General features: G+C 61.3%; 19 protein-coding genes and 3 tRNA genes. 3 read left to right on the forward strand and 19 right to left on the reverse strand.

The window, feature by feature from the left end; genetic code table 11:
* Window positions 1–30: 30 nt before the first annotated feature.
* The 19 genes from AB4O36_RS16370 to leuC all read right to left on the reverse strand — a co-directional run bounded on the left by AB4O36_RS16370 (window position 31) and on the right by leuC (window position 19,101).
* Window positions 31–107: transfer RNA gene (locus AB4O36_RS16370), tRNA-Asp, on the reverse strand.
* Window positions 108–199: 92 nt separating this feature from the next.
* Window positions 200–276, reverse strand: a tRNA-Asp gene (locus AB4O36_RS16375).
* Between the two features lie 53 nt (window positions 277–329).
* Window positions 330–405, reverse strand: a tRNA-Val gene (locus AB4O36_RS16380).
* Window positions 406–587: 182 nt separating this feature from the next.
* Window positions 588–1,364: an SDR family oxidoreductase gene (locus tag AB4O36_RS16385; RefSeq protein WP_460116729.1), complete on the reverse strand. Its 777-nt coding sequence runs from the start codon at window positions 1,362–1,364 to the stop codon at window positions 588–590.
* Window positions 1,361–2,572, reverse strand: a complete 1,212-nt coding sequence (locus AB4O36_RS16390; RefSeq protein ID WP_460139743.1) for an O-succinylhomoserine sulfhydrylase — start codon at window positions 2,570–2,572, stop codon at window positions 1,361–1,363. Before AB4O36_RS16390 ends, AB4O36_RS16385 begins: the two co-directional genes overlap by 4 nt.
* A 63-nt stretch (window positions 2,573–2,635) precedes the next feature.
* Entirely contained in the window at window positions 2,636–4,141 is a 1,506-nt protein-coding gene (gene purF / locus AB4O36_RS16395; protein ID WP_368553716.1) for an amidophosphoribosyltransferase, read from the reverse strand.
* Window positions 4,142–4,182: 41 nt separating this feature from the next.
* Window positions 4,183–4,743, reverse strand: a complete 561-nt coding sequence (locus AB4O36_RS16400; protein WP_017337640.1) for a CvpA family protein — start codon at window positions 4,741–4,743, stop codon at window positions 4,183–4,185.
* 99 nt (window positions 4,744–4,842) lie between these two features.
* Window positions 4,843–5,508 (reverse strand): SPOR domain-containing protein, encoded by a 666-nt coding sequence (locus AB4O36_RS16405; RefSeq protein ID WP_460139744.1) that lies wholly within the window; start codon window positions 5,506–5,508, stop codon window positions 4,843–4,845.
* A complete protein-coding gene (folC, locus tag AB4O36_RS16410; protein WP_460139745.1) occupies window positions 5,492–6,799 on the reverse strand; it encodes a bifunctional tetrahydrofolate synthase/dihydrofolate synthase in 1,308 nt (435 codons plus the stop codon). Before folC ends, AB4O36_RS16405 begins: the two co-directional genes overlap by 17 nt.
* Complete coding sequence (accD, locus tag AB4O36_RS16415; RefSeq protein WP_460116738.1) at window positions 6,796–7,716, reverse strand: acetyl-CoA carboxylase, carboxyltransferase subunit beta; 921 nt, start codon at window positions 7,714–7,716, stop codon at window positions 6,796–6,798. The genes folC and accD overlap by 4 nt, the downstream gene beginning before the upstream one ends.
* A gap of 220 nt (window positions 7,717–7,936) precedes the next feature.
* Entirely contained in the window at window positions 7,937–8,560 is a 624-nt protein-coding gene (locus AB4O36_RS16420) for a phosphoribosylanthranilate isomerase (protein ID WP_460116740.1), read from the reverse strand.
* A 63-nt stretch (window positions 8,561–8,623) separates the two neighbouring features.
* The gene (gene truA, locus AB4O36_RS16425) at window positions 8,624–9,448 is read right to left on the reverse strand and encodes a tRNA pseudouridine(38-40) synthase TruA (RefSeq protein ID WP_460126765.1); all 825 of its coding nucleotides are present in this window, start codon (window positions 9,446–9,448) and stop codon (window positions 8,624–8,626) included.
* Window positions 9,449–9,717: 269 nt separating this feature from the next.
* Window positions 9,718–12,369, reverse strand: coding sequence for a FimV/HubP family polar landmark protein (locus AB4O36_RS16430; protein WP_460139746.1), 2,652 nt, complete (start codon window positions 12,367–12,369; stop codon window positions 9,718–9,720).
* 208 nt (window positions 12,370–12,577) lie between these two features.
* A complete protein-coding gene (locus tag AB4O36_RS16435) occupies window positions 12,578–13,588 on the reverse strand; it encodes an aspartate-semialdehyde dehydrogenase (RefSeq protein WP_460116744.1) in 1,011 nt (336 codons plus the stop codon).
* A gap of 223 nt (window positions 13,589–13,811) precedes the next feature.
* Window positions 13,812–14,924: an aspartate-semialdehyde dehydrogenase gene (gene asd, locus AB4O36_RS16440; protein ID WP_175377544.1), complete on the reverse strand. Its 1,113-nt coding sequence runs from the start codon at window positions 14,922–14,924 to the stop codon at window positions 13,812–13,814.
* Between the two features lie 68 nt (window positions 14,925–14,992).
* Window positions 14,993–16,075, reverse strand: a complete 1,083-nt coding sequence (gene leuB, locus AB4O36_RS16445; RefSeq protein WP_460116745.1) for a 3-isopropylmalate dehydrogenase — start codon at window positions 16,073–16,075, stop codon at window positions 14,993–14,995.
* 51 nt (window positions 16,076–16,126) lie between these two features.
* Window positions 16,127–16,894, reverse strand: coding sequence for a class I SAM-dependent methyltransferase (locus tag AB4O36_RS16450; RefSeq protein WP_460139747.1), 768 nt, complete (start codon window positions 16,892–16,894; stop codon window positions 16,127–16,129).
* Window positions 16,895–17,027: 133 nt separating this feature from the next.
* On the reverse strand, window positions 17,028–17,672 hold the full coding sequence (gene leuD / locus AB4O36_RS16455; protein ID WP_460116748.1) for a 3-isopropylmalate dehydratase small subunit: 645 nt from the start codon (window positions 17,670–17,672) through the stop codon (window positions 17,028–17,030).
* 10 nt (window positions 17,673–17,682) lie between these two features.
* Window positions 17,683–19,101: a 3-isopropylmalate dehydratase large subunit gene (gene leuC, locus AB4O36_RS16460; RefSeq protein WP_460139748.1), complete on the reverse strand. Its 1,419-nt coding sequence runs from the start codon at window positions 19,099–19,101 to the stop codon at window positions 17,683–17,685.
* Window positions 19,102–19,249: 148 nt separating this feature from the next.
* Between leuC and AB4O36_RS16465 the strand changes: the two genes are divergently transcribed.
* The 3 genes from AB4O36_RS16465 (at window position 19,250) to AB4O36_RS16475 (ending at window position 26,278) form a co-directional block, all read left to right on the forward strand.
* Window positions 19,250–20,140, forward strand: coding sequence for a LysR family transcriptional regulator (locus AB4O36_RS16465; RefSeq protein ID WP_460139749.1), 891 nt, complete (start codon window positions 19,250–19,252; stop codon window positions 20,138–20,140).
* Between the two features lie 65 nt (window positions 20,141–20,205).
* Window positions 20,206–23,484 (forward strand): EAL domain-containing protein, encoded by a 3,279-nt coding sequence (locus tag AB4O36_RS16470; RefSeq protein WP_460116754.1) that lies wholly within the window; start codon window positions 20,206–20,208, stop codon window positions 23,482–23,484.
* Between the two features lie 520 nt (window positions 23,485–24,004).
* A complete protein-coding gene (locus AB4O36_RS16475) occupies window positions 24,005–26,278 on the forward strand; it encodes a nitric-oxide reductase large subunit (protein ID WP_460139750.1) in 2,274 nt (757 codons plus the stop codon).
* The last annotated feature ends 9 nt before the right edge of the window (window positions 26,279–26,287 follow it).

Raw genomic sequence — 26,287 nt, forward strand, 5'->3', positions numbered from 1 at the left:
CAAGGCGTTCAGTGGTCCTTGAAGCAGATATGGCGCAGCGGACGGGACTCGAACCCGCGACCCCCGGCGTGACAGGCCGGTATTCTAACCGACTGAACTACCGCTGCGTATCGCTGTGGACTTGCGTCCATCAAACTCGTTTGATTGAAAGCTTCGGTGCTTTTCAACCGCGAACCGGAAAAATCCGATTCGTAAAATATGGCGCAGCGGACGGGACTCGAACCCGCGACCCCCGGCGTGACAGGCCGGTATTCTAACCGACTGAACTACCGCTGCGCGTCGGTGGAGGCTTTTCAGCTTCCATCTTGCTTTCGCAAGACTCTCGGGAGTGGTGGGTGATGACGGGATCGAACCGCCGACATTCTGCTTGTAAGGCAGACGCTCTCCCAGCTGAGCTAATCACCCGTTTGCATCTCCGAGGCCGCGAAATTTACGCAGGTGGCGAACCTAAGTCAATAGCAGGATTGGAGTTTTTTTCAAAAACAGCTAAAAGCGCCAAGCTACAAGCTGCAAGCAAAAGCCAGTGCGAGGTGAAGCTGGGATGTCGATCGTGCTTGAACTTGCAGCTTGAAGCTTGAAGCTGCCCCTCATTGCTCATAGACCATCTTCTTGCTCATCCCGCCATCCACCACAAACTCCTGGCCCGTGACGAAACCGGCATTTCTGGACAGCAGCCAGGCCACCATCGCCGCCACGTCTTCCACTGTCCCTACCCTGCCCGCCGGATGCTGCGCATGGTCGGCATCCGTCAGCGGTTCAGCCCGGCGCACCGCAGCGTCACGGGTATCGATCCAGCCAGGGCTGACGGCATTGACGCGAATCTCCGGCCCCAGGCTGATCGCCAGCGCATGCGTCAGCGCGAGCAGGCCGCCCTTGCTGGCCGCATAGGCTTCGGTGTCAGGCTCCGACTGCCGTGCACGGGTCGAGGCCAGGTTGACGATCGCACCACTGTGGGCACGCAGGTAGGGCGCACAGTGCTTGGCCAGCAGCATCGGCCCGCTCAAGTTCACCGCAAGCACCCGATTCCAATGCGCCAGATCGAGACTTTCCAGCGTAATGTTGTGCGGATCGGCCACCGCCGCATTGCACACCAGCGCATCCAGGCGTCCGAACTGCCCCAACACTTCGGCCACACCCAAGGCCACCTGCGACTCGTTAGCGACGTCCATGGCGATGAAGCAGGCGTTTTCGCCGAGCACCTTCGCCACTTTCGTCCCGCGATCGCGGTCCAGGTCCGTCAGCACTACCTGCCAGCCCTCACTGATCAGCCAGGCGGCAATTCCCAGGCCGATCCCCCGCGCAGCACCAGTCACCAGTGCTACGCGACCCATGGATGCCATGGTCAACGAAGACAACTCGATCACAAGGCAGCCAACCCACGAGCCAGGTCGGCTTGCAGGTCAGCCACGTCTTCCAGCCCCACCGCCACGCGGATCAGGCTGTCACGAATACCCGCCGCCTCACGCTCCTGAGGCGCCAGGCGACCATGGGAGGTGGTGCTCGGGTGGGTGATGGTGGTCTTGCTGTCGCCAAGGTTGGCGGTGATGGAAATCAAACGGGTCGCATCGATAAACCGCCATGCGCCCTCTTTGCCGCCCTTGACCTCGAAACTCACCACGGCGCCGAACCCCTTCTGCTGACGCCGGGCCAGTTCGTGTTGTGGATGGCTTTTGAGGCCCGCGTAATGAACCTTCTCGATGCCGTCCTGCTGCTCCAGCCATTCGGCCAGCGCCTGGGCATTGGCACAATGCGCCTTCATGCGCAGGCCCAGGGTCTCCAGGCCCTTGAGGAAAATCCAGGCGTTGAACGGGCTCAACGAAGGACCGGCGGTACGCAGGAAACCCACCACTTCCTTCATCTGTTCGCTGCGACCGGCCACGACGCCGCCCATGCAACGGCCCTGGCCATCGATGAACTTGGTCGCCGAGTGCACGACGATGTCTGCACCGAGCTTCAGCGGTTGCTGCAAGGCGGGCGTGCAGAAGCAGTTGTCGACCACCAGCATCGCGCCTTTGGCGTGGGCGACTTTCGCCAGCTCGGCAATATCCACCAGTTCGGCCAGCGGATTGGACGGCGACTCGACGAACAGCAACCGGGTGTTGGCCTTGATCGCCGCGTCCCAACCGGACAGGTCCGCCAGGGGCACGTAATCAACCTCGATGCCAAAACGCTTGAAGTATTTCTCGAACAGGCTGATGGTCGAGCCGAACACGCTGCGCGACACCAGTACATGGTCGCCGGCGCTGCACAGACTCATCACCACCGCCATGATCGCGGCCATGCCGGTAGAAGTCGCCACGGCCTGCTCGGCGCTTTCCAGGGCGGCAATGCGCTCTTCGAACGCACGCACGGTCGGGTTGGTGTAACGCGAGTAGACGTTGCCCGGCACTTCCCCGGCAAAGCGTGCGGCCGCGTCGGCGGCCGTACGAAATACATAGCTGGAAGTGAAAAACATCGGATCACCGTGTTCGCCTTCCGGCGTGCGGTGCTGACCGGCACGTACCGCCAGGGTATCGAACGCTACGCCTTCGAGGTCGCTGTCCAACCGACCGGCATCCCAATCCTGACTCATGCTGTCACTCCTTGCCTTGCTCTTCAGTAGATACAAAACCGGCCCCTCAGGGCCGGTTGAAACTCAGTTGTTGTACAGGTCGATGATCGCGCTGACCGCCTGGGTCTTGACCTTGGAGGCATCGTTACGTGCCTGCTCGATCTTGTCCAGGTAAGCCTCGTCCACATCGCCTGTGACGTACTGGCCATCAAACACCGCGCAATCGAACTTGTCGATCTTGATCTTGCCGCCACCGACCGCTTCGATCAAGTCAGGCAAGTCCTGATAGATCAGCCAGTCGGCACCGATCAGGTCGGCCACGTCCTGAGTCGAACGATTATGGGCGATCAGCTCGTGGGCGCTCGGCATGTCGATGCCGTACACATTAGGGAAGCGCACAGCCGGGGCCGCGGAGCAGAAGTAGACGTTTTTCGCGCCGGCTTCACGGGCCATCTGGATGATCTGCTTGCAGGTGGTGCCGCGAACGATGGAGTCGTCCACCAGCATTACGTTCTTGCCGCGGAATTCCAGCTCGATGGCGTTGAGCTTCTGGCGTACGGATTTTTTCCGCGCAGCCTGGCCAGGCATGATGAATGTGCGACCGATGTAGCGGTTCTTCACGAAACCTTCGCGGAACTTCACACCCAAGTGGTTCGCCAGCTCCAGCGCCGCGGTGCGGCTGGTGTCCGGGATCGGGATGACGACATCGATGTCGTGCTCAGGACGCTCGCGCAGGATTTTCTCGGCGAGTTTCTCACCCATGCGCAGACGGGCCTTGTACACCGACACGCCGTCGATGATCGAGTCCGGACGCGCAAGATAGACGTGTTCGAAGATGCACGGAGTCAGGGACGGGTTGGTCGCGCACTGACGGGTGTGCAGCTTGCCATCTTCAGTGATGTAAACCGCTTCGCCCGGGGCCAGGTCGCGAATCAGAGTGAAACCGAGCACGTCCAGGGACACGCTTTCGGAAGCGATCATGTACTCGACGCCTTCGTCGGTGTGACGCTGGCCGAACACGATCGGGCGGATGCCGTGCGGGTCACGGAAACCGACAATACCGTAGCCGGTGATCATCGCCACAACGGCATAACCACCCACGCAACGGTTGTGCACGTCGGTCACGGCGGCGAACACGTCTTCTTCGGTCGGCTGCAACTTGCCGCGCTGGGCCAGTTCGTGGGCGAACACGTTAAGCAGCACTTCCGAGTCGGAACTGGTGTTGACGTGGCGCAGGTCCGATTCGTAGATCTCCTTGGCCAACTGTTCAACGTTGGTCAGGTTACCGTTGTGCGCCAGGGTGATCCCGTAAGGCGAGTTGACGTAGAACGGCTGGGCTTCGGCCGACGTCGAGCTGCCCGCGGTAGGGTAACGCACATGGCCAATACCCATGTGGCCCACCAGACGCTGCATGTGACGCTGCTGGAACACGTCACGCACCAGGCCGTTGTCCTTGCGCAGGAATAACCGGCCGTCATGGCTGGTCACGATACCGGCAGCGTCCTGGCCGCGGTGCTGGAGCACGGTTAGCGCGTCATACAGCGCCTGATTGACGTTCGACTTACCGACGATACCGACGATGCCACACATGCGAAGCAACCCCTACTTTATGGAACTGGATTGAACACAACTCACTGGGGCGTTTTGGCCGTCGGCAAGAGGTGCTCCTTGAACGGTATTTCAGCGGGTACGCTGATACCGCTGGCAAGCCACTGACTGCTCCACCCGAGAATCAGGTTTTTGGACCAGTCTGCAACCAATAGAAATTTTGGCACGAGCTGGGACTGCTGCCACCACCCGTCCTGCTGTACCGGCCCCAGGCTCAACAGCCCGACCGCCACGACCACCAGCAACACGCCACGCGCGGCGCCGAAGGCCATGCCGAGAAATCGATCGGTCCCGGACAGGCCGGTGACGCGAACCAATTCGCCGATAAGATAATTGATCATTGCGCCTACGATCAGCGTGGCGACAAACATGATTGCGCAGCCCGCGATCACGCGAGCCGATGGCGTTTCGATGTATCCGGCGAGGTACTCGGACAATGCACCACCGAACATCCAGGCGACGACCCCTGCGATGATCCAGGTCACCAGCGATAATGCTTCCTTGACGAAGCCGCGGCTCAAACTGATCAAAGCGGAGATGGCGATGATTGCAACGATCGCCCAGTCAACCCAGGTAAATGGCACAGTGCAGCCTACAGACGGATAAGGCGGCGCATTTTAGCAGAGCCCATGCGTGTCGGTAAGCTGCGATTGTCAGTGCATTTCAAATCGGGCTGATAGTTTTTACCCGCGTTCAGGCTGGAAGCGCACGACAAAACCCTTGAGGTTCTGCTGGCGATTCAACAAGTCACGCAGACGATCGGCTTCGGCACGCTCGATCAGCGGTCCGACAAACACGCGATTTTTGCCATCAGAGGAGCGGATATAGGCGTTGTAGCCCTGGCTGCGCAGGGTCTTTTGCAGATTTTCCGCGCTGGCACGGTTCGACAGGCTGGCCAGTTGTACCGACCAGCTCACCGACAGGCCATTGGCATCAACACGGCTTTGCGTGGTGTCGGGCTTGGGTACGGCACCAATCGGCTGGCTCGGCGCTGTGGTTGGCTTGTTGACCGGCACGGGCGCAGGCGCAGCAGGCGCGACGGGCTTTGCGGCGGGTGCAGGCGAGACCGGTGCAGTCGGCGCCACCGGCGTCGAGGATTCTTCGGTCTGGGCGATTTCGTCATCACCTGGCACCGGCTCTTGCGGCAAGGCTTGCGGCTCCGGCACCACGACGGGCTCAACCTGCACCGGTGGCACTGAAGGCGCCTGCGGCGCAGCCGGGGCTTCGACCGTCACCTGGCGCTGTTCATCCTGCCGAGAAAACAGCATTGGCAGGAAAATCACCGCCAGGGCCACCAGCACCAAAGCGCCAACCATGCGCTGTTTGTAGGCCTTATCCAGCAATGCCATTTGCCGCTTCCTCCGTGGAGCGCCGAGTCAGCCACTCAAGGGCCTCGGCGACACAATAAAATGATCCGAACAACAAAATCTCATCGTCGCTCGTTGCCAGTGCACATTGGCCTTCCAGCGCCGCCGACACGCTGTCGAAGGATGTCACCGAGGCACCCCGCGCGAGCAAGGCCTCGTGCAAATCGGCAACCGGCCGCGTCCGGGTCGAATCCAGCGGCGCGACGGCCCAATGCTGGACACTAGCACCCAACTCGCCAATAACACCATCCAGATCCTTGTCCGCCAGCAACCCGAACACCGCCAGGCGCTTGCCGAGCGGTGGCCGACTTGCCAGCCGCCTGGCCAGATACTCGGCGGCATGCGGGTTATGTCCCACATCCAGCAGCAGGTTCAGGCGCCTGCCTTGCCAATTGAACGAGCGGCGATCCAGGCGACCGACCACCCGCGTAGCGCTCAGGGCATCGACAATCTGCCCCCGCTCCCATGGCAAGCCGAGCAGCTGATAGGCCTGCAACGCCAGCGCGGCATTTTCCATCGGCAGGTCGAGCAGCGGCAGGTCATGCAGCTCGACCACCTGCCCCCGAGCGTCAACGCCGCGCCATTGCCAGCCGTTATCGGTCACACCGAGGTCAAAATCACGCCCTCGCAGGAAAAACGGGCAAGCCAGCTCGCGCGCTTTATCCAGCAAAGGTTGAGGAGGATTCAGGTCGCCGCAGAGCGCAGGCGCGCCCTGGCGGAAGATGCCGGCTTTTTCGAACGCCACGGATTCGCGGGTGTTGCCCAGGTAATCGGCGTGATCCACGCCGATGCTGGTCACCAGCGCCATGTCCGCATCCACCACGTTGACCGTGTCCAGACGCCCGCCCAGGCCAACTTCGAGCACGACAGCATCGAGGCCGGATCGCTGGAACAGCCAGAAGGCGGCCAGCGTACCCATTTCGAAATAGGTCAGGGAAGTGTCGCCACGCCCCGCCTCCACGGCTGCAAAGGCTTCGCACAGCTCGGCGTCACTGGCTTCGACACCGTTGACCTGCACCCGCTCGTTGTAACGCAGCAGATGCGGAGAATTGTAGACGCCGACTTTCAACCCCTGCGCCCGCAGCAACGAAGCCACGAACGCACAGGTAGAACCCTTGCCGTTGGTGCCGGTGACCGTGATCACCCGAGGCGCCGGCTTGCCCAGCCCCATGCGGGACGCTACCTGTTGCGAGCGCTCAAGGCCCATGTCGATGGCCGAAGGGTGCAACTGCTCAAGGTAGGCGAGCCATTCGCCAAGGGTGCGCTGGGTCATAGGTTGGCAGGTACCGGCGGAACGACAATCGGCTCAACGGGTGCGGCGACGAATTTCGGCGTCGGTTTGCCGGTCAGTTGCGCCAGCAGGTTGCCCAGACGTGGACGCAGCTCCTGACGGTGAACGATCATGTCGATTGCGCCGTGCTCCAGCAGGAACTCGCTGCGCTGGAAGCCTTCCGGCAGTTTTTCGCGAACCGTTTGCTCGATCACGCGCGGACCGGCGAAGCCGATCAGAGCTTTGGGCTCACCGACGATCACGTCGCCGAGCATCGCCAGGCTGGCGGAAACGCCGCCGTAGACCGGGTCGGTCAAGACGGAGATGAACGGGATGCCCTCTTCACGCAGACGCGCCAGCACCGCAGAGGTCTTGGCCATTTGCATCAGGGAAATCAGGGCTTCCTGCATCCGCGCACCACCGGAGGCGGCGAAGCAGATCATCGGGCATTTGTTTTCAAGGGCGTAGTTGGCGGCGCGAACAAAGCGCTCGCCGACAATGGCCCCCATCGAACCACCCATGAAGGAGAACTCGAACGCCGAAACCACGACTGGCATGCCCAGCAAGGTGCCGCTCATGGAGACCAGTGCGTCTTTCTCGCCGGTCTGCTTCTGCGCCGCAGTCAGGCGGTCCTTGTACTTCTTGCCGTCGCGGAACTTCAGGCGATCGACCGGTTCCAGGTCCGCACCCAACTCGTTACGGCCTTCCGGATCGAGGAAAATGTCGATGCGGGCGCGGGCGCCAATACGCATGTGATGGTTGCACTTGGGGCAAACATCCAGGGTTTTTTCCAGCTCCGGCCGATACAGCACCGCCTCGCAAGAGGGGCATTTGTGCCACAGACCCTCAGGCACCGAGCTCTTCTTGACCTCGGAACGCATGATCGAAGGGATCAGTTTGTCTACTAACCAGTTGCTCATGCTTTCTTTCTCCAGTACCGACGGCCCGAACGCTCTGGTTCGCGGTCCCGCGTATGCCTTTAAGCTAAATTCATGTGTGTGGCGATGATCATCGAGTGGCCGGGTCAGTGAAGAGACCAGCGTGCAACCCATCAATCCTCAGCCTTGCCTGCCTGTCTGCTGCATGCAGCGTGGCGCAGTGCATTTTGGGACGGCGGCAGTCTGCCAGCCGTCACATCCACTACCTGCTGCCGCGTACCGCTTCAATGAATGCCCGGATCTTTGCGTGATCCTTGATGCCCCTGCTGGCCTCTACCCCACCGCTGACATCCACGGCGTATGGCTGAACCCGTGCAATCGCTTCGGCGACGTTATCCGGCGTCAGGCCACCTGCCAGGATGATCGGTTTGTTCAAGCCTTTAGGTATCAAAGACCAGTCGAACGCTTCACCGGTTCCACCAGGAACGCCCTCGACATACGCATCGAGGAGAATGCCGCTGGCGTTCGGAAAGGCCCGACAGGCTGCGGCGATGTCATCACCGGCCTTGACCCGCAGTGCCTTGATGTAGGGTCGATGCCAGCACTCACAGTCGGCGGCGGGTTCGTCGCCATGGAACTGCAGCACGTCCAGCGGCACCGCGTCGAGCAACTCGCCCAACTCGCAGTGGCTGACGTTGACGAACAACCCCACGGTGGTCACGAACGGCGGCAGTGCCTTGATGATGTCGCGTGCCTGCTGAAACGTCACGGCGCGGGGGCTACCTGGGTAAAACACGAATCCGATCGCATCCGCCCCGGCCTCGACCGCCGCCAACGCATCTTCTATGCGGGTAATCCCGCAAATCTTGCTGCGAACGGCTGACATGTCGATAAAACCTCAGGGGAAATCCGGGAAAGTCCCGGATGGTAGCAAATGCATTCGAGGGCGTCAGCCGTCAAGTTCGGTGAAACCGGTCAGGAAGTGTGGGCCGATGTAACGCTCGGGCAATTCAAACTCGTCCCGGTACTCGACCTGCACCAGGTACAGCCCGAACGGATGGGCCGTTACCCCGCCCGAACGGCGGATGCGGCTGTCCAGCACCTCTTTCATCCACTCCACAGGACGCTCGCCAGCACCAATGGTCATCAGCACGCCAGCGATGTTGCGCACCATGTGATGCAGGAAAGCACTGGCACGGATGTCCAGCACGATCATTTTGCCGTGACGCGTGACACGCAGGTGATGCAGTTCCTTGATCGGCGACTTGGCCTGGCACTGTCCGGCGCGGAAGGCGCTGAAGTCGTGGGTGCCGACCAGGTATTGTGCGGCCTCGGCCATGCGCTCGACGTCGAGCGGGCGATGATTCCAGGTGATCTCTTCGTTCAGGTGTGCCGGGCGAATCTGATCGTTGTAGATCACATAACGATAACGCCGGGCAATGGCCTTGAACCGCGCATGGAAATGCGCCGGCATGACTTTGGCCCAGGAAACGCTGACGTCATGGGGCAAATTGATGTTGGCGCCCATGACCCAGGCTTTCATCGACCGCTCGACCTGCGTGTCGAAGTGCACCACCTGACCGCAGGCATGCACACCGGCATCCGTACGTCCTGCGCAGAGCAGTGACACCGGTGAGTCGGCGACTTTGGACAGCGCGTTTTCCAGGGTTTCCTGCACGGTGAGCACACCGGAGGCCTGGCGTTGCCAGCCACGAAAACGCGAACCCTTGTATTCAACGCCCAGGGCCACGCGAAAAAAGCCCTCGGCCGCCATTTCGGCCGCTGGGTTATCTATATTTGCCAAGAAGTGAAGCCTGCTGATGTACGCAAAGGCGGGCATTATAAGGCGGTCGGATTGGCTGGTCTGTTTTTTATGCGGTGACTGTTCAATCGCCATCGCGGGCAAGCCCGCTCCCACATCTGGAATGCGCCCCCTGTAGGAGCGGGCTTGCCCGCGATGGCGGCAGGATGAGCGCAGCGGTGAGGGGCACAAACAAAAACGGCAGCCTCAATGGGCTGCCGTTTTCGATGCTACGCAATCACTCAAGCCAGACGTGAAAGCATTTCCCTGGCTTCGCTCTTCTGACCGTCGTTTCCTTCGGTCACGACTTCGTTGAGGATGTCCCGGGCACCGTCGGCGTCGCCCATGTCGATGTAGGCCTGTGCCAGATCGAGCTTGGTGGCAACTTCATCGGTGCCGGAAAGGAAGTCGAATTCCGGCTCGTCTGCTGCGGAAGCCATGGCATCCTCTGCGGTGAAGGTCGGTTCGCTCATGCTTTGGGACAGGCGATCGAGCTCGGCGTTGACATCATCCAGCTCAGCAGCAAAGGCGTCCGGCGCGTCCATTTCATCGGCCAGCGACAGATCGAAATCAGACGGCAGCTCCAGATCGTCCAGCAGCACTTCAGGCGCAGCCGGCGCGTCAGCGACAGGCAAGTCCTTGAGGTCATCATCCAGGCTCAGCAGGAAATCGTCTTCAGCCAGCGTGGCAGGCGAAGGCTCGGCACCCAGATCCATGTCCAGATCGAAGTCTGACAGGTCATCGAGGTTTTCCTTGATTTCGGTCTGCTGCTGCAAGACCGATTCGAAGCTCAGGTCGTCTTCCGCCGGGAACTCATCCAGTTCCCCCAGCACTTCCGGTTCTGGCTCCAGCGCTGGCGCCGCCGCTACCGGGATGTCCAGATCGTCCAGGCTCAGATCGAACGCGCTGTCGAGGTCGTCATCGCCAAGCGCCGGCTCTTCGGCCGCCGGCTCGTCCATCAGGAGGTCCTTGACGTACTGCGCATCCAGCTCGGCCGCGACGGCGGCAGCCGCCAGGCCACCGGCCGCCACCACTGCCATGGCCGGGAAGCGGTTTTTCAGCTCTTCGACACGGGCGAAGTTCTCACCGTTGGCCACCAACTGACGCTCCTGGCCGACGAATGCATCACGATCGCCCTGCTGGCCATAGACTTCCATCAACTTCAGGCGCAGGTCACTGCGCTGAGGTTCCTGCTTGATGCCGTCTTCAAGCAACGCTGCAGCCTGATTCAAACGGCCAGCAGCCATGTGCGACTCAGCCTTGTTGAGTACATCGTCATCGTGTTCGCCAGCCGGCGCCACCAACGGCGCAGCAATCGGCGGCGTCACCACGACCGGCGCGATCACCGGAGCAGGAGCAGGAGCAGGGACCGGCGCAGGGGTTACAACAGGCGCCGGAGCTGGCGCAGTGGCGAGCTTGACGCTGGCTGCAGGCACTTCCAGGCCTTCGAAGCTGCTTTCCGGCAGGTCCTGATCGAAATTCATGTCCTGTTCTTCAGACAACGCCCGGGCCATGCGCAGGTGTTTCTCGGCTTCCTGCTGGGCCTTGCGACGACGCGCCAGCAACAGCAACAACAGGGCCAAAATCACCGCACCGCCACCGATCAGGCCCAACAGCACCGGATTGGTCAGCAAGTCGTTGAATGCCTGGTCGTCCGACGCCGCAGGCGCTGGCTCGACCGGTGGCTGCGCCGGAGCGGTTTCGGCGGCTGGCGGGGCTGGCGTTGCCGGTGCGGCTGGTGCAGGCGTCGGGCTCGGGGTCAGCTCGGCCGAAATGACCGGCGCCGTGGCGATTGCGCCTGCGGGGGCAGCAGGTGCGGCTTCAGGCGCTGCCGCCCCCCCTGCTTCCAGCTTGGCCAACTGGTTGTTCTTCAATTCGATCAGGCGCTGCAACTTGTCCATCTGACTTTGCAGGTCTGTGATGCGGCTCTTCAACTCGGCATTGTCACGACGGGTCGTATCCAGGCTTTCCTGGGTCACGGCCAGCTTGTTGCCGATGGCCTTCGCATCACCCGCACGACCCTTGCCGTTGGCTTTTCCGGTCTCGGCGGAGACCAGGCTCAGATTGTCCTTGGCCGCTTGCGCGGGAGCGCCGTCACGACGACCGCGATTGGTTGCATCGAGCTGCTGCTGGCCGGTGCCAGGCTTGGCGACATAACGACGCCCCTGACGCCATGCGGCGTTCTGGGCAGCAACCTCAGCGACGGCCTTGGGTTGCGCCACGCTGGTGCTCTGGGTCTGGTCGGGCAGACGCAACACCTGGCCGGTTTTCAGCAGGTTGATGTTGCCATTGATGAAAGCGTCGGGGTTCAGCGCCTGGATGGCCAGCATGGTTTGCTGGATCGAGCCGCCATTGCGGGCCTTCGCTGCAATTTCCCACAGGGTATCGCGCGGCGTGGTCGTGTACTCGCCCGGTTTGCTGGCACCGGTCACGGGGGCCGTGACGGACTGGGCGGGAGCTGGCTGCGCAGCCGCATCAGCGGCTTGCGGGGAGAACTTGGACGGATCGAGCAAGACGCTGTAATCGCGCAGCAGGCGACCATTGGGCCACATCACCTGAACCAGGAACTTCACCATCGGTTCGGAAAGCGGCTTGCTGGAGGTCACGCGCAGGACACTCTTGCCACTGGCGTTGATGACTGGCGTGAAGCTCAGATCATTGAGGAACGCCTGGCGGTCGACACCGGCCTTGGCGAAATCTTCCGGCGAGGCCAGGCTTGGCACCACTTCGGCAGCGGTGAGTTCCTTGACGTCGAGCAACTCGATTTCCGCCACCAGCGGCTGGTTCAGCGACGACTTCAGGGTCAACTCCCCGAGCCCGAGCGCATGCGCCATACCGGAGGACAGCGCCGAGGCGGCCGCTATTGCTAACACCAGTTTGCGAACTTGAACCATAGCCTCATCCTTTGTCTGAACATTCCTCGGCCAGCGAGAAGGTGTTGATTGTCGCTGCCGTAAGGCATTGCGCGCGGCGGCGAAGGGTCGCCGCGCGCGATCATTTCTTTCATGCCCCGGAAAGCCCCGCAGGGTGACTCGCCTTCAGCAATCCGGCGAAGCCATGTGCTCGCCAGGAATCATTTTGCAAATTGTCGCCAAGTATCTTTTACAGCAGGTCTTTTATCAACAATTCAGCCACCTGCACAGCATTGAGCGCCGCGCCTTTGCGTACGTTATCTGACGTCAGCCACACATTAAGTTCCGACGGGTCGTCGATTCCCGCCCGGACACGACCCACGTAGACCACATCCTGCCCTACCGCGTCGCCGACCGGTGTCGGGTAGTCGCCGGCTTCCACCAGCTCGATCCCCGGAGCGTCTTCCAGTGCTTGGTTGACTTTCACCAGGTCCACAGCGCTGGCTGACTGCAAGGTCACGCTAAAGCTATCGCCAAAAAACACCGGGGCTTGAATGCAAGTGGCGGAAATCTTTAATAAAGGCAGCGCCATGACCTGGCGCAGCTCGCGCACCAGGCGTTTTTCCAGCAACGTATGGCCCGAATCATCCGGCTTGCCGACCTGCGCCAGCAGGTTGAACGCCATCTGCCGATCGAAGAATTTCGGCTCCAGCGGGCGCATGTTCAGCAGCTCGGCGGTTTGCCGGGCCAACTCAGTGACCGCTTCGCGCCCCTGATCGGAGACCGCCAGACTGCCCGTCACGTGGACCCGTTGCAGGTCGAGCACGTTGAGCAATGGCGCCAGCACCACGGACAAGATGGTGGCCGATGGGCTCGGGCTACTGACCAGGAAAGGCTTTTTCAAACCAGCCAACACCTCGGCATTGGCTTCGGGCACCACTTGTGGCGCCTGATCAGCCGGCAAGGCGCCGGACAGATCGATGACCGAGCAACCGGCCGCCACCGCCCGCGAGGCAAAACTCAGGCTGACTGCCGGGCCGGCCGCAAAGAACACCAGTTGCACCTTGCTGAAGTCGAATTCATCGACTTCCCGCACCCGCACGTTCTTGCTACGAAACATCACCGAACTGCCGGCGGATTCACTACTGGCCAGCAGATGCAGGTTGCCGACGGGGAAGTCGCGCTCTTCGAGAATCTGTACCAGCGTTTCGCCGACGGTACCGGTGGCGCCGATCACGGCGATGTCAAGGGTCTGGGTCATGGTCTGCCTCTGGCGAAACGGGGGGAGCGGCACTTTACCGGGTGGGTGGGATGCAGGCAATTTCTGCTGGGGCCTGCGTTGATTGTACCGGCCTCATCGCGGGCAAGCCCGCTCCTACAGGTACGGTGGTGCACTTGTGAGAGCGATGGGGCCGTTGCGGACAACCCAAAATAAAAAACCCGCACCTCTCACAAGGCACGGGTTCTTTCATTGCATCAACCGATCAACGCTCGAGCAGGATCCGCAGCATGCGACGCAGCGGCTCGGCAGCGCCCCACAACAGCTGGTCGCCGACGGTGAAGGCACCCAGGAACTGCGACCCCATGTTCAGCTTGCGCAGACGCCCAACCGGGATGTTCAGGGTGCCGGTAACCTTGTTCGGGCTCAGCTCCTGGATGCTGACATCGCGGTTGTTCGGCACCAGCTTGACCCAAGGGTTGTGCTGGCTGATCAGGCCCTCGATGTCGGCCATCGGTACGTCTTTGTTCAGTTTGATGGTCAGCGCCTGGCTGTGGCAGCGCATGGCGCCGATCCGTACACAGATGCCGTCCACCGGGATCGGGCTCTTGAAGCGACCGAGGATCTTGTTGGTCTCGGCCTGGGCCTTCCACTCTTCTCGGCTCTGGCCGTTTGGCAGTTCCTTGTCGATCCACGGGATCAGGCTGCCCGCCAGCGGTACACCGAAGTTTTCGGTCGGGTACGCGTCGCTGCGCATGGTTTCGGCGACACGACGATCGATGTCGAGGATCGCGCTGGCCGGATCGGCCAGTTGATCGGCGACGGACGCGTGGGTCGCGCCCATCTGCTTGATCAGTTCACGCATGTTCTGCGCGCCGGCACCGGACGCCGCCTGATAGGTCATGGCGCTCATCCACTCGACCAGACCGGCCTCGAACAGGCCGCCCAGGCCCATCAGCATCAGGCTGACGGTGCAGTTGCCGCCGATGTAGTTCTTGGTGCCTGCGTCGAGCTGCTGGTCGATGACCTTGCGGTTCACCGGGTCCAGCACGATCACCGCGTCATCCTGCATGCGCAGGCTGGAAGCGGCATCGATCCAGTAACCCTGCCAGCCGGCTTCGCGCAGCTTGGGGAATACTTCGCTGGTGTAGTCGCCACCCTGGCAGGTCAGAATCACGTCGAGGGTTTTCAGCTCTTCAATGCTGTAAGCGTCCTTGAGCGGAGCAATGTCCTTGCCCACGGACGGGCCTTGGCCGCCGACATTGGAAGTGGTGAAAAACACCGGCTCGATAAGATCGAAATCCTGCTCTTCCAGCATCCGCTGCATGAGCACGGAACCGACCATACCGCGCCAACCGATCAGACCTACACGTTTCATCGCAACTACACCTTCTTGAAAAGTGGACCGCTGCTTTCGGGGGTGAAAGTGGCAGCGGGCCCGAGAGATTACAGATTCCGCAGCGCGGCGACTACTGCGTCACCCATTTGCTGCGTACCGACTTTGGTACAACCGGCCGACCAGATGTCGCCCGTGCGCAGGCCCTGGTCCAGGACCAGGCTGACGGCTTTTTCGATGGCATCGGCGGCGGCCGACTGATTGAAGCTGTAACGCAGCATCATCGACACCGACAGAATGGTTGCCAGCGGGTTGGCAATGCCCTGCCCCGCGATATCCGGCGCCGAACCGTGGCACGGCTCGTACATGCCCTTGTTCTCGGTGTCCAGGGACGCCGAGGGCAGCATGCCGATGGAGCCGGTGAGCATCGAGGCCTGGTCGGACAGGATGTCGCCGAACATGTTGTCGGTGACGATTACGTCGAATTGCTTCGGCGCCCGCACCAGTTGCATGGCGGCGTTGTCGACGTACATGTGGCTCAACTCGACTTCTGGATAATCCTTGGCCACCTGCTCGACAATTTCACGCCACAACTGGCTGGACGCCAGGACGTTGGCCTTGTCCACCGAACACAGCTTCTTGTTGCGCACCATGGCCATGTCGAAACCGACACGGGCAATGCGGCGGATTTCGCTTTCGCTGTAAGGCAGAGTGTCATAGGACTGACGCTCGCCGTTTTCCAGCGTGCGGGTACCGCGTGGCGCGCCGAAGTAGATGCCGCCGGTCAGCTCGCGAACGATCAGGATGTCCAGGCCCGAGACAATTTCCGGCTTCAGGCTGGAAGCCTCTGCCAGTTGCGGGTACAGGATCGCCGGACGCAGGTTGCCGAACAGGCCCAGTTGCGCACGGATTTTCAGCAGGCCGCGTTCAGGGCGGATGTCTCGCTCGATGGTGTCCCATTTCGGTCCACCCACGGCGCCCAGCAACACCGCGTCGGCGGCACGGGCACGCTCCAGGGTTTCATCGGCCAGCGGAACGCCGTGCTTGTCGATGGCGGCGCCGCCGATCACATCGTGGCTCAGTTCGAAGTCCAGGCTGTACTTGTCGTTGGCCAGTTCCAGCACCTTGACCGCTTCGGCCATGATTTCCGGACCAATACCATCGCCTGGGAGAATCAGAATCTGCTTGCTCATGCTTTCCTCATGTCATCAGTCGGTGCGCCCGCAGGCGCGCCCGGAAAAATTCTATCGTTCGGCCATCAGGACCAGGACATCGGTACTGAAAGAGCCATCGGCGTCAATCTCGAAATACTCGCGCACTTCAGTGCCCATCGACTGCTGCAATTCGCGGATCGCCGCGCGCATCACTTGCGGTGTGCGCATGCGCTCCACCCAGGAGCTGTATTCCAGGCGCAGGCGCTGACGCGTGGTGCTGCGGGTGTGCAACCCCGCCTCACTGACCTGGCGCAACCACTCACCGGCGGAATAATCACGCACGTGACTGGTGTCGCGCAGTACTTCGACGCTTTGCAGGTAAGTGTCGAACAACGGACTGCCCGGTGACAACACATCGATGAACGCCGCCACGCCACCCGGCTTCAATACCCGGCGCACTTCGCGCAGGGCCAGGCCCAGATCGCTCCAATGGTGCGCCGAATAACGGCTGAACACGAAATCGAATTCGCCATCGGCGAACGGCAGGTGCTCAGCGGCGCCACGCACCGTGGAAATATTGCTCAAACCACGATCGACCGCCGCAGCGGCGACCACGTCGAGCATTTGTTGCGACAGGTCGTAGGCCACCACGTCCCCGGCCAGCGGTGCCACGTGAAAACTCACGTGGCCAGCGCCGCAACCCAGGTCCAGGACCCGGGCCGCGCCCTTCCCCGCCAGTTCAGCCTGTAGCAGTGCGAATTCGGTGCCTTGAGCGTGGACGGCACTGCTCAGGTAAGCCGCAGCTTGCTCACCGAATTGTTTCTGGACTACCTGGCTGTGCTGGGGGGTGCTGGTCATGGGGACTTCCTTTCTGGGGTGAGTCTTGGGGTGTCTGTACCGGCCTCATCGCGAGCAAGCTCGCTCCTACAGGTAAGGTGATCCCCTGTAGGAGCGGGATTGCCCGCGATGGGGCCGGACCTGACTACATCAGTTACGCATCACGAAACAACCAAGGCTGGCTCGCCCGGTGCTTGGCTTCGAACGCCGCAATCGCATCGCCGTCCTGCAAGGTCAGGCCGATATCGTCCAGACCGTTGAGCAGGCAGTGCTTGCGAAACGCATCGATTTCAAAACTCAGCACCTTGCCATCCGGACGGGTCACGGTCTGGGTTTGCAGGTCGATCTGCAACTGGTAACCCGGATCGGCTTCGACCTGCTTGAACAGCTCATCGACTTCCTCGTCGCTCAGGATGATCGGCAGCAAGCCGTTCTTGAAGCTGTTATTGAAGAAGATGTCGGCGTAGCTCGGCGCAATGATGCTGCGGAAACCGTACTCTTCCAGGGCCCATGGCGCGTGTTCACGGCTGGAACCGCAACCGAAGTTCTCGCGGGCCAGCAATACGCTGGCGCCCTGGTAGCGCTCGGCGTTGAGGACGAAGTCCTTGTTGAGTGGGCGCTTGGAGTTGTCCTGGTACGGCTGGCCGACATCCAGGTAACGCCATTCGTCGAACAGGTTAGGACCGAAGCCGGTGCGCTTGATCGACTTCAAGAATTGTTTCGGGATGATCTGATCGGTATCGACGTTGGCACGATCCAAAGGCGCGACAAGACCAGTGTGCTGGGTAAAGGCTTTCATGCTGCGCTCCTCAGATCAATTCACGGACGTCAACGAAACGACCGTTCACCGCCGCCGCAGCGGCCATGGCCGGGCTCACGAGGTGGGTACGGCCACCCGCGCCCTGACGGCCTTCGAAGTTACGGTTGGAGGTCGAGGCGCAGTGCTCGCCCGACTCCAAACGGTCCGGGTTCATCGCCAGACACATCGAGCAACCCGGCTCACGCCATTCGAAACCGGCTTCAAGGAAAATCTTGTCCAGGCCTTCGGATTCGGCCTGCGCTTTCACCAGCCCAGAGCCCGGCACGACGATGGCCTGCTTGATGGTGGAGGCTACTTTGCGGCCCTTGGCGATCACCGCCGCAGCACGCAGGTCCTCGATCCGCGAGTTGGTGCACGAACCGATGAACACACGGTCGAGCTGAATGTCGGTGATCGCCTGATTGGCGGTCAGCCCCATGTACTTCAACGCGCGCTCGAGGGAACCACGTTTAACCAGGTCAGCTTCCTTGGCCGGGTCCGGCACGTTCTGATCAACAGCCAGGACCATTTCCGGCGAAGTGCCCCAGCTGACTTGCGGCTTGATCTGGGCGGCGTCGAGCTTGACGACGGTGTCGAACACGGCATCGGCATCGGACACCAGGTCTTTCCAGGCCTCGACGGCCAAATCCCACTCCGCGCCTTTCGGGGCGAATGGACGGCCCTTCACGTAGGCCACGGTTTTTTCATCGGCGGCGACCAGGCCAACGCGTGCGCCGGCTTCGATGGACATGTTGCAGATGGTCATACGGCCTTCGACCGACAGATCGCGAATGGCGCTGCCCGCGAATTCGATGGCATGGCCGTTACCGCCGGCGGTACCAATCTTGCCGATCACGGCAAGGACGATGTCCTTGGCCGTGACGCCGAACGGCAAAGTGCCTTCGACCGACACCAGCATGTTTTTCATTTTCTTGGCGACCAGGCACTGGGTGGCGAGCACGTGCTCGACCTCGGAAGTGCCGATACCGTGAGCCAGGGCACCAAAAGCGCCGTGGGTCGAGGTGTGGGAGTCGCCGCAGACCACGGTCATGCCCGGCAAGGTCGCACCCTGCTCCGGACCGATGACGTGGACGATGCCCTGGCGGACGTCGTTCATCTTGAATTCGACAATGCCGTATTCATCGCAGTTATCGTCGAGGGTCTGTACCTGCAGACGCGACACCTGGTCGGCAATCGCTTCGATGCCGCCCTTGCGCTCCGGCGTGGTCGGTACGTTGTGGTCCGGGGTCGCGATGTTGGCATCGATGCGCCAAGGCTTGCGCCCGGCCAGACGCAGGCCTTCGAACGCTTGCGGTGAGGTCACTTCATGGATGATGTGACGATCGATATAAATCAGCGCAGAGCCATCGTCGCGCTGTTTGACCAGGTGCGATTCCCAGAGCTTGTCGTAGAGCGTTTTGCCGGCCATCAGACGGTTTCCTCATCAGCTTGTTTCTATGCCCTGGGTTTATTTGATTTCAATAACCCTTTGGCTTGTGAGGCTGATGCTATGGGGTTAGATTAAATAACTCAAATTGATATTTTTTATGCTTTGGATAACCAACTGGAATACACCCATGGATCTCGCCAACCTGAATGCATTTATTGCAATTGCCGAGACTGGTAGCTTCTCCGGCGCTGGTGAACGGCTGCACCTGACGCAACCGGCGGTGAGTAAACGTATTGCCGGCCTGGAGCAGCAATTGAACGTGCGTCTGTTCGACCGACTGGGCCGGGAGGTCGGTTTGACCGAGGCTGGCAGGGCGTTGCTGCCGCGCGCTTATCAGATCCTCAACGTGCTGGACGACACCCGCCGCGCCCTGACCAACCTGACTGGCGAAGTGACCGGTCGCCTGACCCTGGCCACCAGTCACCACATCGGCCTGCACCGCTTGCCACCCCTGCTGAGGGAGTTCACCCGGCGTTACCCGCAAGTGGCGCTGGATATTCAGTTCCTCGATTCGGAAGTGGCCTACGAAGAAATTCTGCATGGCCGCGCCGAACTGGCGGTCATCACGCTGGCGCCGGAACCCCACACATTGGTCAAGGCCACGCCGGTCTGGGATGACCCGCTGGATTTCGTGGTCGCCCCGGAACATTCACTGATCAGCAACGGCGCCGTGAGCCTGGCGGATATCGCCCTGCACCCGGCGGTATTCCCCGGCGGCAACACCTTTACCCATCACATCGTCCAGCGGCTGTTCGAAGCCCAGGGCCTGACACCCAACATCGCCATGAGCACCAACTACCTGGAAACCATCAAGATGATGGTCTCGATCGGCCTGGCCTGGAGCGTCTTGCCGCGCACCATGCTCGACGAGCAGGTAGCGCGCATTCCTTTGCCGGGCATACAACTCACTCGCCAGCTAGGCTATATCTTGCACACCGAACGGACGCTCTCGAACGCAGCGCGGGCCTTCATGGCCCTGCTGGATGCACAAATCGATCTGCCAGGGACTCAAGGCTGACTTGTGCTACTCCTATAGAGCCGCGAGAGCCTGTGCTCAACGCCAATTCAGCCTAAGGCTTGCCAATGCCCAAATCTGTTGACCGTATTCCACCCATGCCACGTATCCAGGCGCTTGACCCCAAACAGTCGGAGCAAAGCTGGGAGAGCGCACCGCAGTTGCTCGCCGCCCTCAACGGTGCACGCCTGGGCGCCTGGTACTGGGACATCGAGCGCGGACAGATCAGTTGGTCACGGGGGACCCAGGCTTTGTTCGGCTTCGACCCCCACCAGCCCCTGCCCGACGATCTGGAATACCTCGACCTGCTGCCGCTGGAAGACCGCGCCAAGACCATCCGCGCATTCCATGCCGTAATTGCCGGCGCACCGCTGGAGCAGGCGATGCACCACCGCATCCGCTGGCCCGACGGCAGCCTGCACTGGCTGGAGATCAACGGCAGCCTGCTACCGGACAAACATGGCAGGCCCCGAATGATCGGAGTGATTCGCGAAATCACTCACCAGCGCCAGCGCGAGCAGGCGCTGAGCAGCTCGGAAAAACGCTTCGCGACACTCTTCCACCTGTGCCCGAACATGGTTTTGCTGACGCGCCAGGACGACGGCCTGATCACCGAGGCCAACCAGTATTTCGAAAGCCTGTTCGGTTGGCCGGTGCAAAACGCGATTGGCCGCACGACGGTCGAACTGGGCCTGTGGGTGCACCCGGAGCAGCGGGAAAAACTGGTCAAGGCAACCAAGGCCAAGGGCGAACTGATCAGCATGGAAGTGCAGTTTCGCGCGAGCAACGGTCAGATCCACGACGGCATCCTCAGCGCGCAGAAAGTCGAACTCGAAGGCCAGCCCTATCTGCTCAGCACCTTCCTCGACACCACCGAGCGCAAGGCGGCCGAACTCGCCTTGAAAGACAGCCAGGAACGCCTTGACCTGGCGCTGGATTCGGCGCAACTGGGCACCTGGGACTGGCACATTCCCAGCGGCATGCTTTACGGCTCGGCGCGGGCCGCGCAATTGCACGGCCTGGAAGCCAAACCCTTCCATGAATCGTTCGAGGATTTTTTCGAAGGCGTGCCCGGCGAGGAACGTGACAGCATGCGCGACGCCTATCGCAGCCTGCGCGAAGGCCCGGCCGGCAACTATCAACTGACCTACCGCGTGCAACTCGAGGACGGTTCATCGCGCTACCTGGAAAGCCGCGCCCGCCTCTACCGCGATGAAAACGGCGCGCCTCTGCGCATGGCAGGCACCTTGCTGGACATCACCGATCAGGTTGAGCGCGAACAGAAGCTCATCACCTCTGAAGAGAAGTTCGCCACCCTGTTTCAGGTCAGCCCGGACCCGATCTGCGTCACCCGCCAGGACACCGGCCAATTCATCGAGATCAACTCCAGTTTCACCCAGACCTTTGGCTGGAGCACGGCCGAGGTGATTGGGCGCAGCGCCGACGAAATCGGCCTGTGGGACGCCTCGAGCCAGAGTCAGCGACGGATCGAACAAGTGGTCCGCGAACAGGGCCTGAACAACGTGGCCATCCTGGTCAGGCATAAAAACGGCCAGTCATTGACGTGCGTGATTTCCAGCCGCCAGATCAGTGTCGGCGACCAGCCCTGCATCGTTACCACGTTGCGCGACATCACCCAGCAGCAACGCTCGGAAGCGGCGCTCAAGGCCAGCGAAGAGAAATTCGCCAAGGCGTTTCATTCCAGCCCTGATGCCATCACCATTACCGAACGCGATACCGGGCGTTATCTGGAGGTCAACGACGGTTTCTGTCGCCTGACCGGCTACCGCTCCGATGAGGTGGTCGGCCGCACGGTGTACCAGGTCGGTATCTGGGCCGAAGAAAAACAACGCTCGGCGCTGCTCGCCGAATTGCAGATCAAGGGCCGGGTACACCACCAGGAAATGCTCGGGCGCAACAAGCGCGGCGAACTGCTCACGGTCGAGGTTTCGGTGGAACCGATCACCCTCAACGAAACGGCCTGCCTGCTGCTGACCGCTCGCGACGTCAGCCTGCTGAAAAATGCCGAGGCGCAGATCCGGCACCTGGCCTATCACGACCCGTTGACCAACCTGCCGAACCGCGCGTTGCTGATGGACCGCCTGAGCCAACAGATCGCCCTGCTCAAGCGCCACAACCTGCGCGGGGCGCTGATGTTCCTCGACCTTGACCACTTCAAGCACATCAACGACTCACTGGGTCATCCGGTTGGCGATACGGTACTGAAAATTATCACCGCGCGCCTGGAAGCCAGCGTGCGCATGGAGGACACCGTTGCGCGCCTGGGTGGCGATGAATTCGTGGTGCTGCTCAGTGGCCTCGAAGGCACGCGCAATGAAGTCTCGGCCCAGGTCCGCGAGCTGGCCGATACCATGCGCGAACTGCTGTCGGAACCGATGTTCCTCGACGGCCAGCGATTGCAAGTCACGCCAAGCATCGGCATCGCGCTGATCCCCGATCACGGCTCGACCCCGACCGATCTGCTCAAGCGCGCGGACATCGCGTTGTATCGGGCCAAGGATTCAGGGCGCAACACCGCGCAGATGTATCACAACACCATGCAGAAGGCTGCCAGTGAACGCCTGCGCATGGAAACCGACTTGCGCCTGGCACTTTCCCGGGGCGAATTCGATGTGCATTTCCAGCCCCAGGTCGACGCGCGTGACAATCGCATCGTCGGTGCAGAAGCACTGGTGCGCTGGAATCACCCGGAACTGGGTGCGCAGTCCCCCGCCGAATTCATCAAGGTGCTGGAAGACAGCGGCCTGATCCTCGAAGTCGGTACCTGGATCGTCGACGAAGCGTGCAATGCCTTCCGGCAATTGATTGCCAAGGGCCTGGTCAACCCCTTGCAGTTCAGCCTGTGCGTGAATATCAGCCCACGGCAGTTCCGCCAGAATGACTTCGTCGAGCGTATCGAGCACAGCCTGACCAGTCACAACCTGCCCTACTCGATGCTGAAACTGGAAATCACTGAAGGCATCGTCATCCAGAACCTGGAAGACACCATCAGCAAAATGCGCCGACTGAAAAAACTCGGCGTCAGCTTTGCCATGGATGACTTCGGCACCGGTTACTCCTCGCTGACCTACCTCAAGCGCCTGCCGGTGGACACCCTGAAAATCGACCAGTCGTTCATCCGCGACGCCACCACCGACCCCAACGACGCCGAGATCATCCGGGCCATCGTCGCCATGGCCCGCAGCCTGGAATTGAAGGTCATTGCAGAAGGTGTCGAAACGCCGGAGCAGCTGCAGTTTTTACAGGGGCTGGGTTGCCACCTGTATCAAGGCTACCTGCATAGCCAGCCGTTGCCGGTGGAGGCGTTCGAGCGGTTGTTGCGCTAAACCCTGTAGGAGCGAGCTTGCTCGCTCCTACAGGGATAGGGGTTCTCCCATACCTGCGTATGAATCCCTCAAACCTACACATGACGCCACTGACCCTGCGTACAAATGACGCCGCACCGCCCACCCCGTAGATTTAATCCCACGTCGGCGGCGTGCCTCCCCCGCACCGCCGCTGACTGATCGCCAACAGTCGATCGCCCTCCCTGCAATACCCCGGCCCACCCTTCCCGATCACAGGGCCGGTTTTTTGCGCCCGCATACCGGTTATGCGGGCGCTTTTTTTGTAGGTCATAACGACCAGGATGCAGTCAATGTGACCGCAACCGTAACGAGTCATTTGGACTCCAGACTGGCAGTCCGGCCCGTAAAACCTGGTCATTGCGTTCGGCACGAGTCTTGATAGGGCTACGCCCAAATGCCGAACGTCAACATCAAGGAGCTGATATGCACCGCAACACCGATCCGACAGCGATGACGCTGCCGCGACCCCCACACAACCCCGTTCAGATGGAGGTGCTCCATGGGTGAATACCGCAAATTATGGTGGTCGCTGATAGGCGTCCTCGGCGTGACGTTCTGCCTGCTGGGCTGGTTCGGCCGGGAAATCTACCGACAGGCACCACCGATCCCCGAACAGGTGCAGAGCGTCGATGGCACCACGCTGTTTCGCGCCGACGACATCCTCGACGGCCAGACCGCCTGGCAGAGTATCGGCGGCATGCAGGTGGGCTCGATCTGGGGTCACGGTGCCTACCAGGCGCCCGACTGGACCGCCGACTGGCTGCATCGCGAATTGCTCGCCTGGCTGGACCTGGGGGCGCAACAGCGTTTCGGCAAGGCCTACAGCCAGATCGATGATGACCAGCAGGCGCTGCTGCGCCACCAGCTCAAGCGCGAGTATCGCGGCAACCGGTTGGTGAATGGCACGCTTGTGCTCAGTGAGCGACGCATCCAGGCCATCGCGAAAACCGCTGCCTACTACCACGCCCTGTTCAGCAACGATCCATCGTTGCATGGCAGCCGTGAAAGCTTCGCGATGAAAGAGAACACCCTGCCGGACGCCGCCCGGCGCGAGCAATTGACGCAGTTCTTCTTCTGGACCGCCTGGGCGGCCGCCACCGAGCGTGACGGCCAGGCCGCTACCTACACCAACAACTGGCCGCACGAGCCGTTGATCGACAACAATCCCACAGCCGAGAACATGGTCTGGTCGATTGTGAGCATCGTCGTACTGCTGGCCGGCATCGGTTTCCTTGTCTGGGGCTGGGCGTTCCTGCGCAAGCACGAAGAAGGCGAACCCACGGTTCCTGCGCAGGACCCGTTGAGCCTGATCAAACTGACGCCATCGCAAAAGGCCCTGGGCAAATATTTGTTGCTGGTGGGCGCGCTGTTCGGCTTCCAGGTGCTGATGGGTGGCGTGACCGCGCACTACACGGTCGAGGGCCAGGATTTCTACGGCCTGCCCTTGTCGAAGTGGTTCCCTTACTCGCTGACCCGGACCTGGCACCTGCAGAGCGCGATGTTCTGGATCGCCACGGGCTTCCTCGCGGCGGGGCTGTTCCTGGCACCCTTCATCAATGGCGGCAAAGACCCCAAATACCAGAAGCTCGGGGTCGATGTGCTGTTCTGGGCACTGGTGCTGGTGGTGGTCGGCTCGTACACCGGCAACTTCCTCGCCATCGCGCAACTGATGCCCGCCGAGTGGAGTTTCTGGCTCGGCCATCAGGGTTACGAATACGTGGACCTGGGGCGTCTGTGGCAGATCGCCAAGTTCGCCGGCATCGTGTTCTGGCTGGTGCTGATGTTGCGCGCGATGGTGCCTGCCCTGCGCCAACCGGGCGATAAAAACCTGCTGGCGTTACTGGCCTGCTCGGTGATCGCCATTGGGCTGTTCTATGGCGCGGGCCTGTTCTACGGCGAGCGCACCAACCTGTCGGTCATGGAATACTGGCGCTGGTGGGTGGTCCACCTGTGGGTTGAAGGCTTCTTCGAAGTGTTCGCCACTACTGCGCTGGCCTTCATCTTTACCAGCATGGGTCTGGTATCGAAACGGCTGGCAACTACCGCGACCCTGGGCTCGGCTTCGCTGTTCATGCTTGGCGGCGTTCCCGGCACCTTCCACCACATTTATTTTGCCGGCACCACCACACCGGTGATGGCGGTGGGCGCGACCTTCAGCGCACTGGAAGTGGTCCCCCTGATCCTGCTGGGTTATGAAGCCTGGGAAAACTGGCGCCTGAAAGAGCGTGCGCAATGGATGGCGCGGATTCGTTGGCCATTGCAGTTCTTCATCGCCACGGCGTTCTGGAACATGTTGGGTGCCGGCGTGTTTGGCTTCCTGATCAACCCACCGATATCGCTCTATTACATCCAGGGCCTGAACACCACGCCACTGCATGCGCACGCCGCGTTGTTCGGAGTTTACGGCTCACTGGCACTGGGCTTCAGCCTGTTGATCCTGCGTTACCTGCGGCCAAACCTCGAGTTCAATGATCGCCTGATGCGCACGGGCTTCTGGTGGCTTAACGGCGGCCTGGCGCTGATGATTTTCACCAGCCTGCTGCCAGTCGGCATCCTGCAGTTCTACGCCAGTGCCAGCCAAGGCCTGTGGTACGCCCGCAGCGAGGAGTTCATGCAACAGGATCTGCTGCAAACCTTGCGCTGGATCCGCACCTTCGGCGACATCGTGTTCCTGATCGGCGCGTTTGCGGTGATCTGGCAAATCGCCGGCGGGCTGCTGTTTTCGTCTCGCCATCCGCGCGCCGTGAACGCGCAGACGATCGGCCAGCGTTAACCACCTGTG

The sequence above is a fragment of the Pseudomonas sp. S2_E01 genome, from assembly GCF_054668365.1.

Bases quoted from the DNA above. Each gene is read 5' to 3' on its own strand.
- AB4O36_RS16390 (WP_460139743.1), bottom strand. From the start codon at position 2,572: ATGAGTCAGGATTGGGATGCCGGTCGGTTGGACAGCGACCTCGAAGGC.
- purF (WP_368553716.1), bottom strand. From the start codon at position 4,141: ATGTGTGGCATCGTCGGTATCGTCGGTAAGTCGAACGTCAATCAGGCG.
- leuD (WP_460116748.1), bottom strand. From the start codon at position 17,672: ATGAAAGCCTTTACCCAGCACACTGGTCTTGTCGCGCCTTTGGATCGT.
- AB4O36_RS16475 (WP_460139750.1), top strand. From the start codon at position 24,005: ATGGGTGAATACCGCAAATTATGGTGGTCGCTGATAGGCGTCCTCGGC.
- AB4O36_RS16450 (WP_460139747.1), bottom strand. From the start codon at position 16,894: ATGACCAGCACCCCCCAGCACAGCCAGGTAGTCCAGAAACAATTCGGT.
- leuB (WP_460116745.1), bottom strand. From the start codon at position 16,075: ATGAGCAAGCAGATTCTGATTCTCCCAGGCGATGGTATTGGTCCGGAA.
- AB4O36_RS16465 (WP_460139749.1), top strand. From the start codon at position 19,250: ATGGATCTCGCCAACCTGAATGCATTTATTGCAATTGCCGAGACTGGT.
- accD (WP_460116738.1), bottom strand. From the start codon at position 7,716: ATGAGCAACTGGTTAGTAGACAAACTGATCCCTTCGATCATGCGTTCC.
- folC (WP_460139745.1), bottom strand. From the start codon at position 6,799: ATGACCCAGCGCACCCTTGGCGAATGGCTCGCCTACCTTGAGCAGTTG.
- AB4O36_RS16435 (WP_460116744.1), bottom strand. From the start codon at position 13,588: ATGACCCAGACCCTTGACATCGCCGTGATCGGCGCCACCGGTACCGTC.
- AB4O36_RS16470 (WP_460116754.1), top strand. From the start codon at position 20,206: ATGCCCAAATCTGTTGACCGTATTCCACCCATGCCACGTATCCAGGCG.
- AB4O36_RS16405 (WP_460139744.1), bottom strand. From the start codon at position 5,508: ATGGCATTGCTGGATAAGGCCTACAAACAGCGCATGGTTGGCGCTTTG.
- leuC (WP_460139748.1), bottom strand. From the start codon at position 19,101: ATGGCCGGCAAAACGCTCTACGACAAGCTCTGGGAATCGCACCTGGTC.
- AB4O36_RS16430 (WP_460139746.1), bottom strand. From the start codon at position 12,369: ATGGTTCAAGTTCGCAAACTGGTGTTAGCAATAGCGGCCGCCTCGGCG.
- AB4O36_RS16420 (WP_460116740.1), bottom strand. From the start codon at position 8,560: ATGTCAGCCGTTCGCAGCAAGATTTGCGGGATTACCCGCATAGAAGAT.
- truA (WP_460126765.1), bottom strand. From the start codon at position 9,448: ATGGCGGCCGAGGGCTTTTTTCGCGTGGCCCTGGGCGTTGAATACAAG.
- asd (WP_175377544.1), bottom strand. From the start codon at position 14,924: ATGAAACGTGTAGGTCTGATCGGTTGGCGCGGTATGGTCGGTTCCGTG.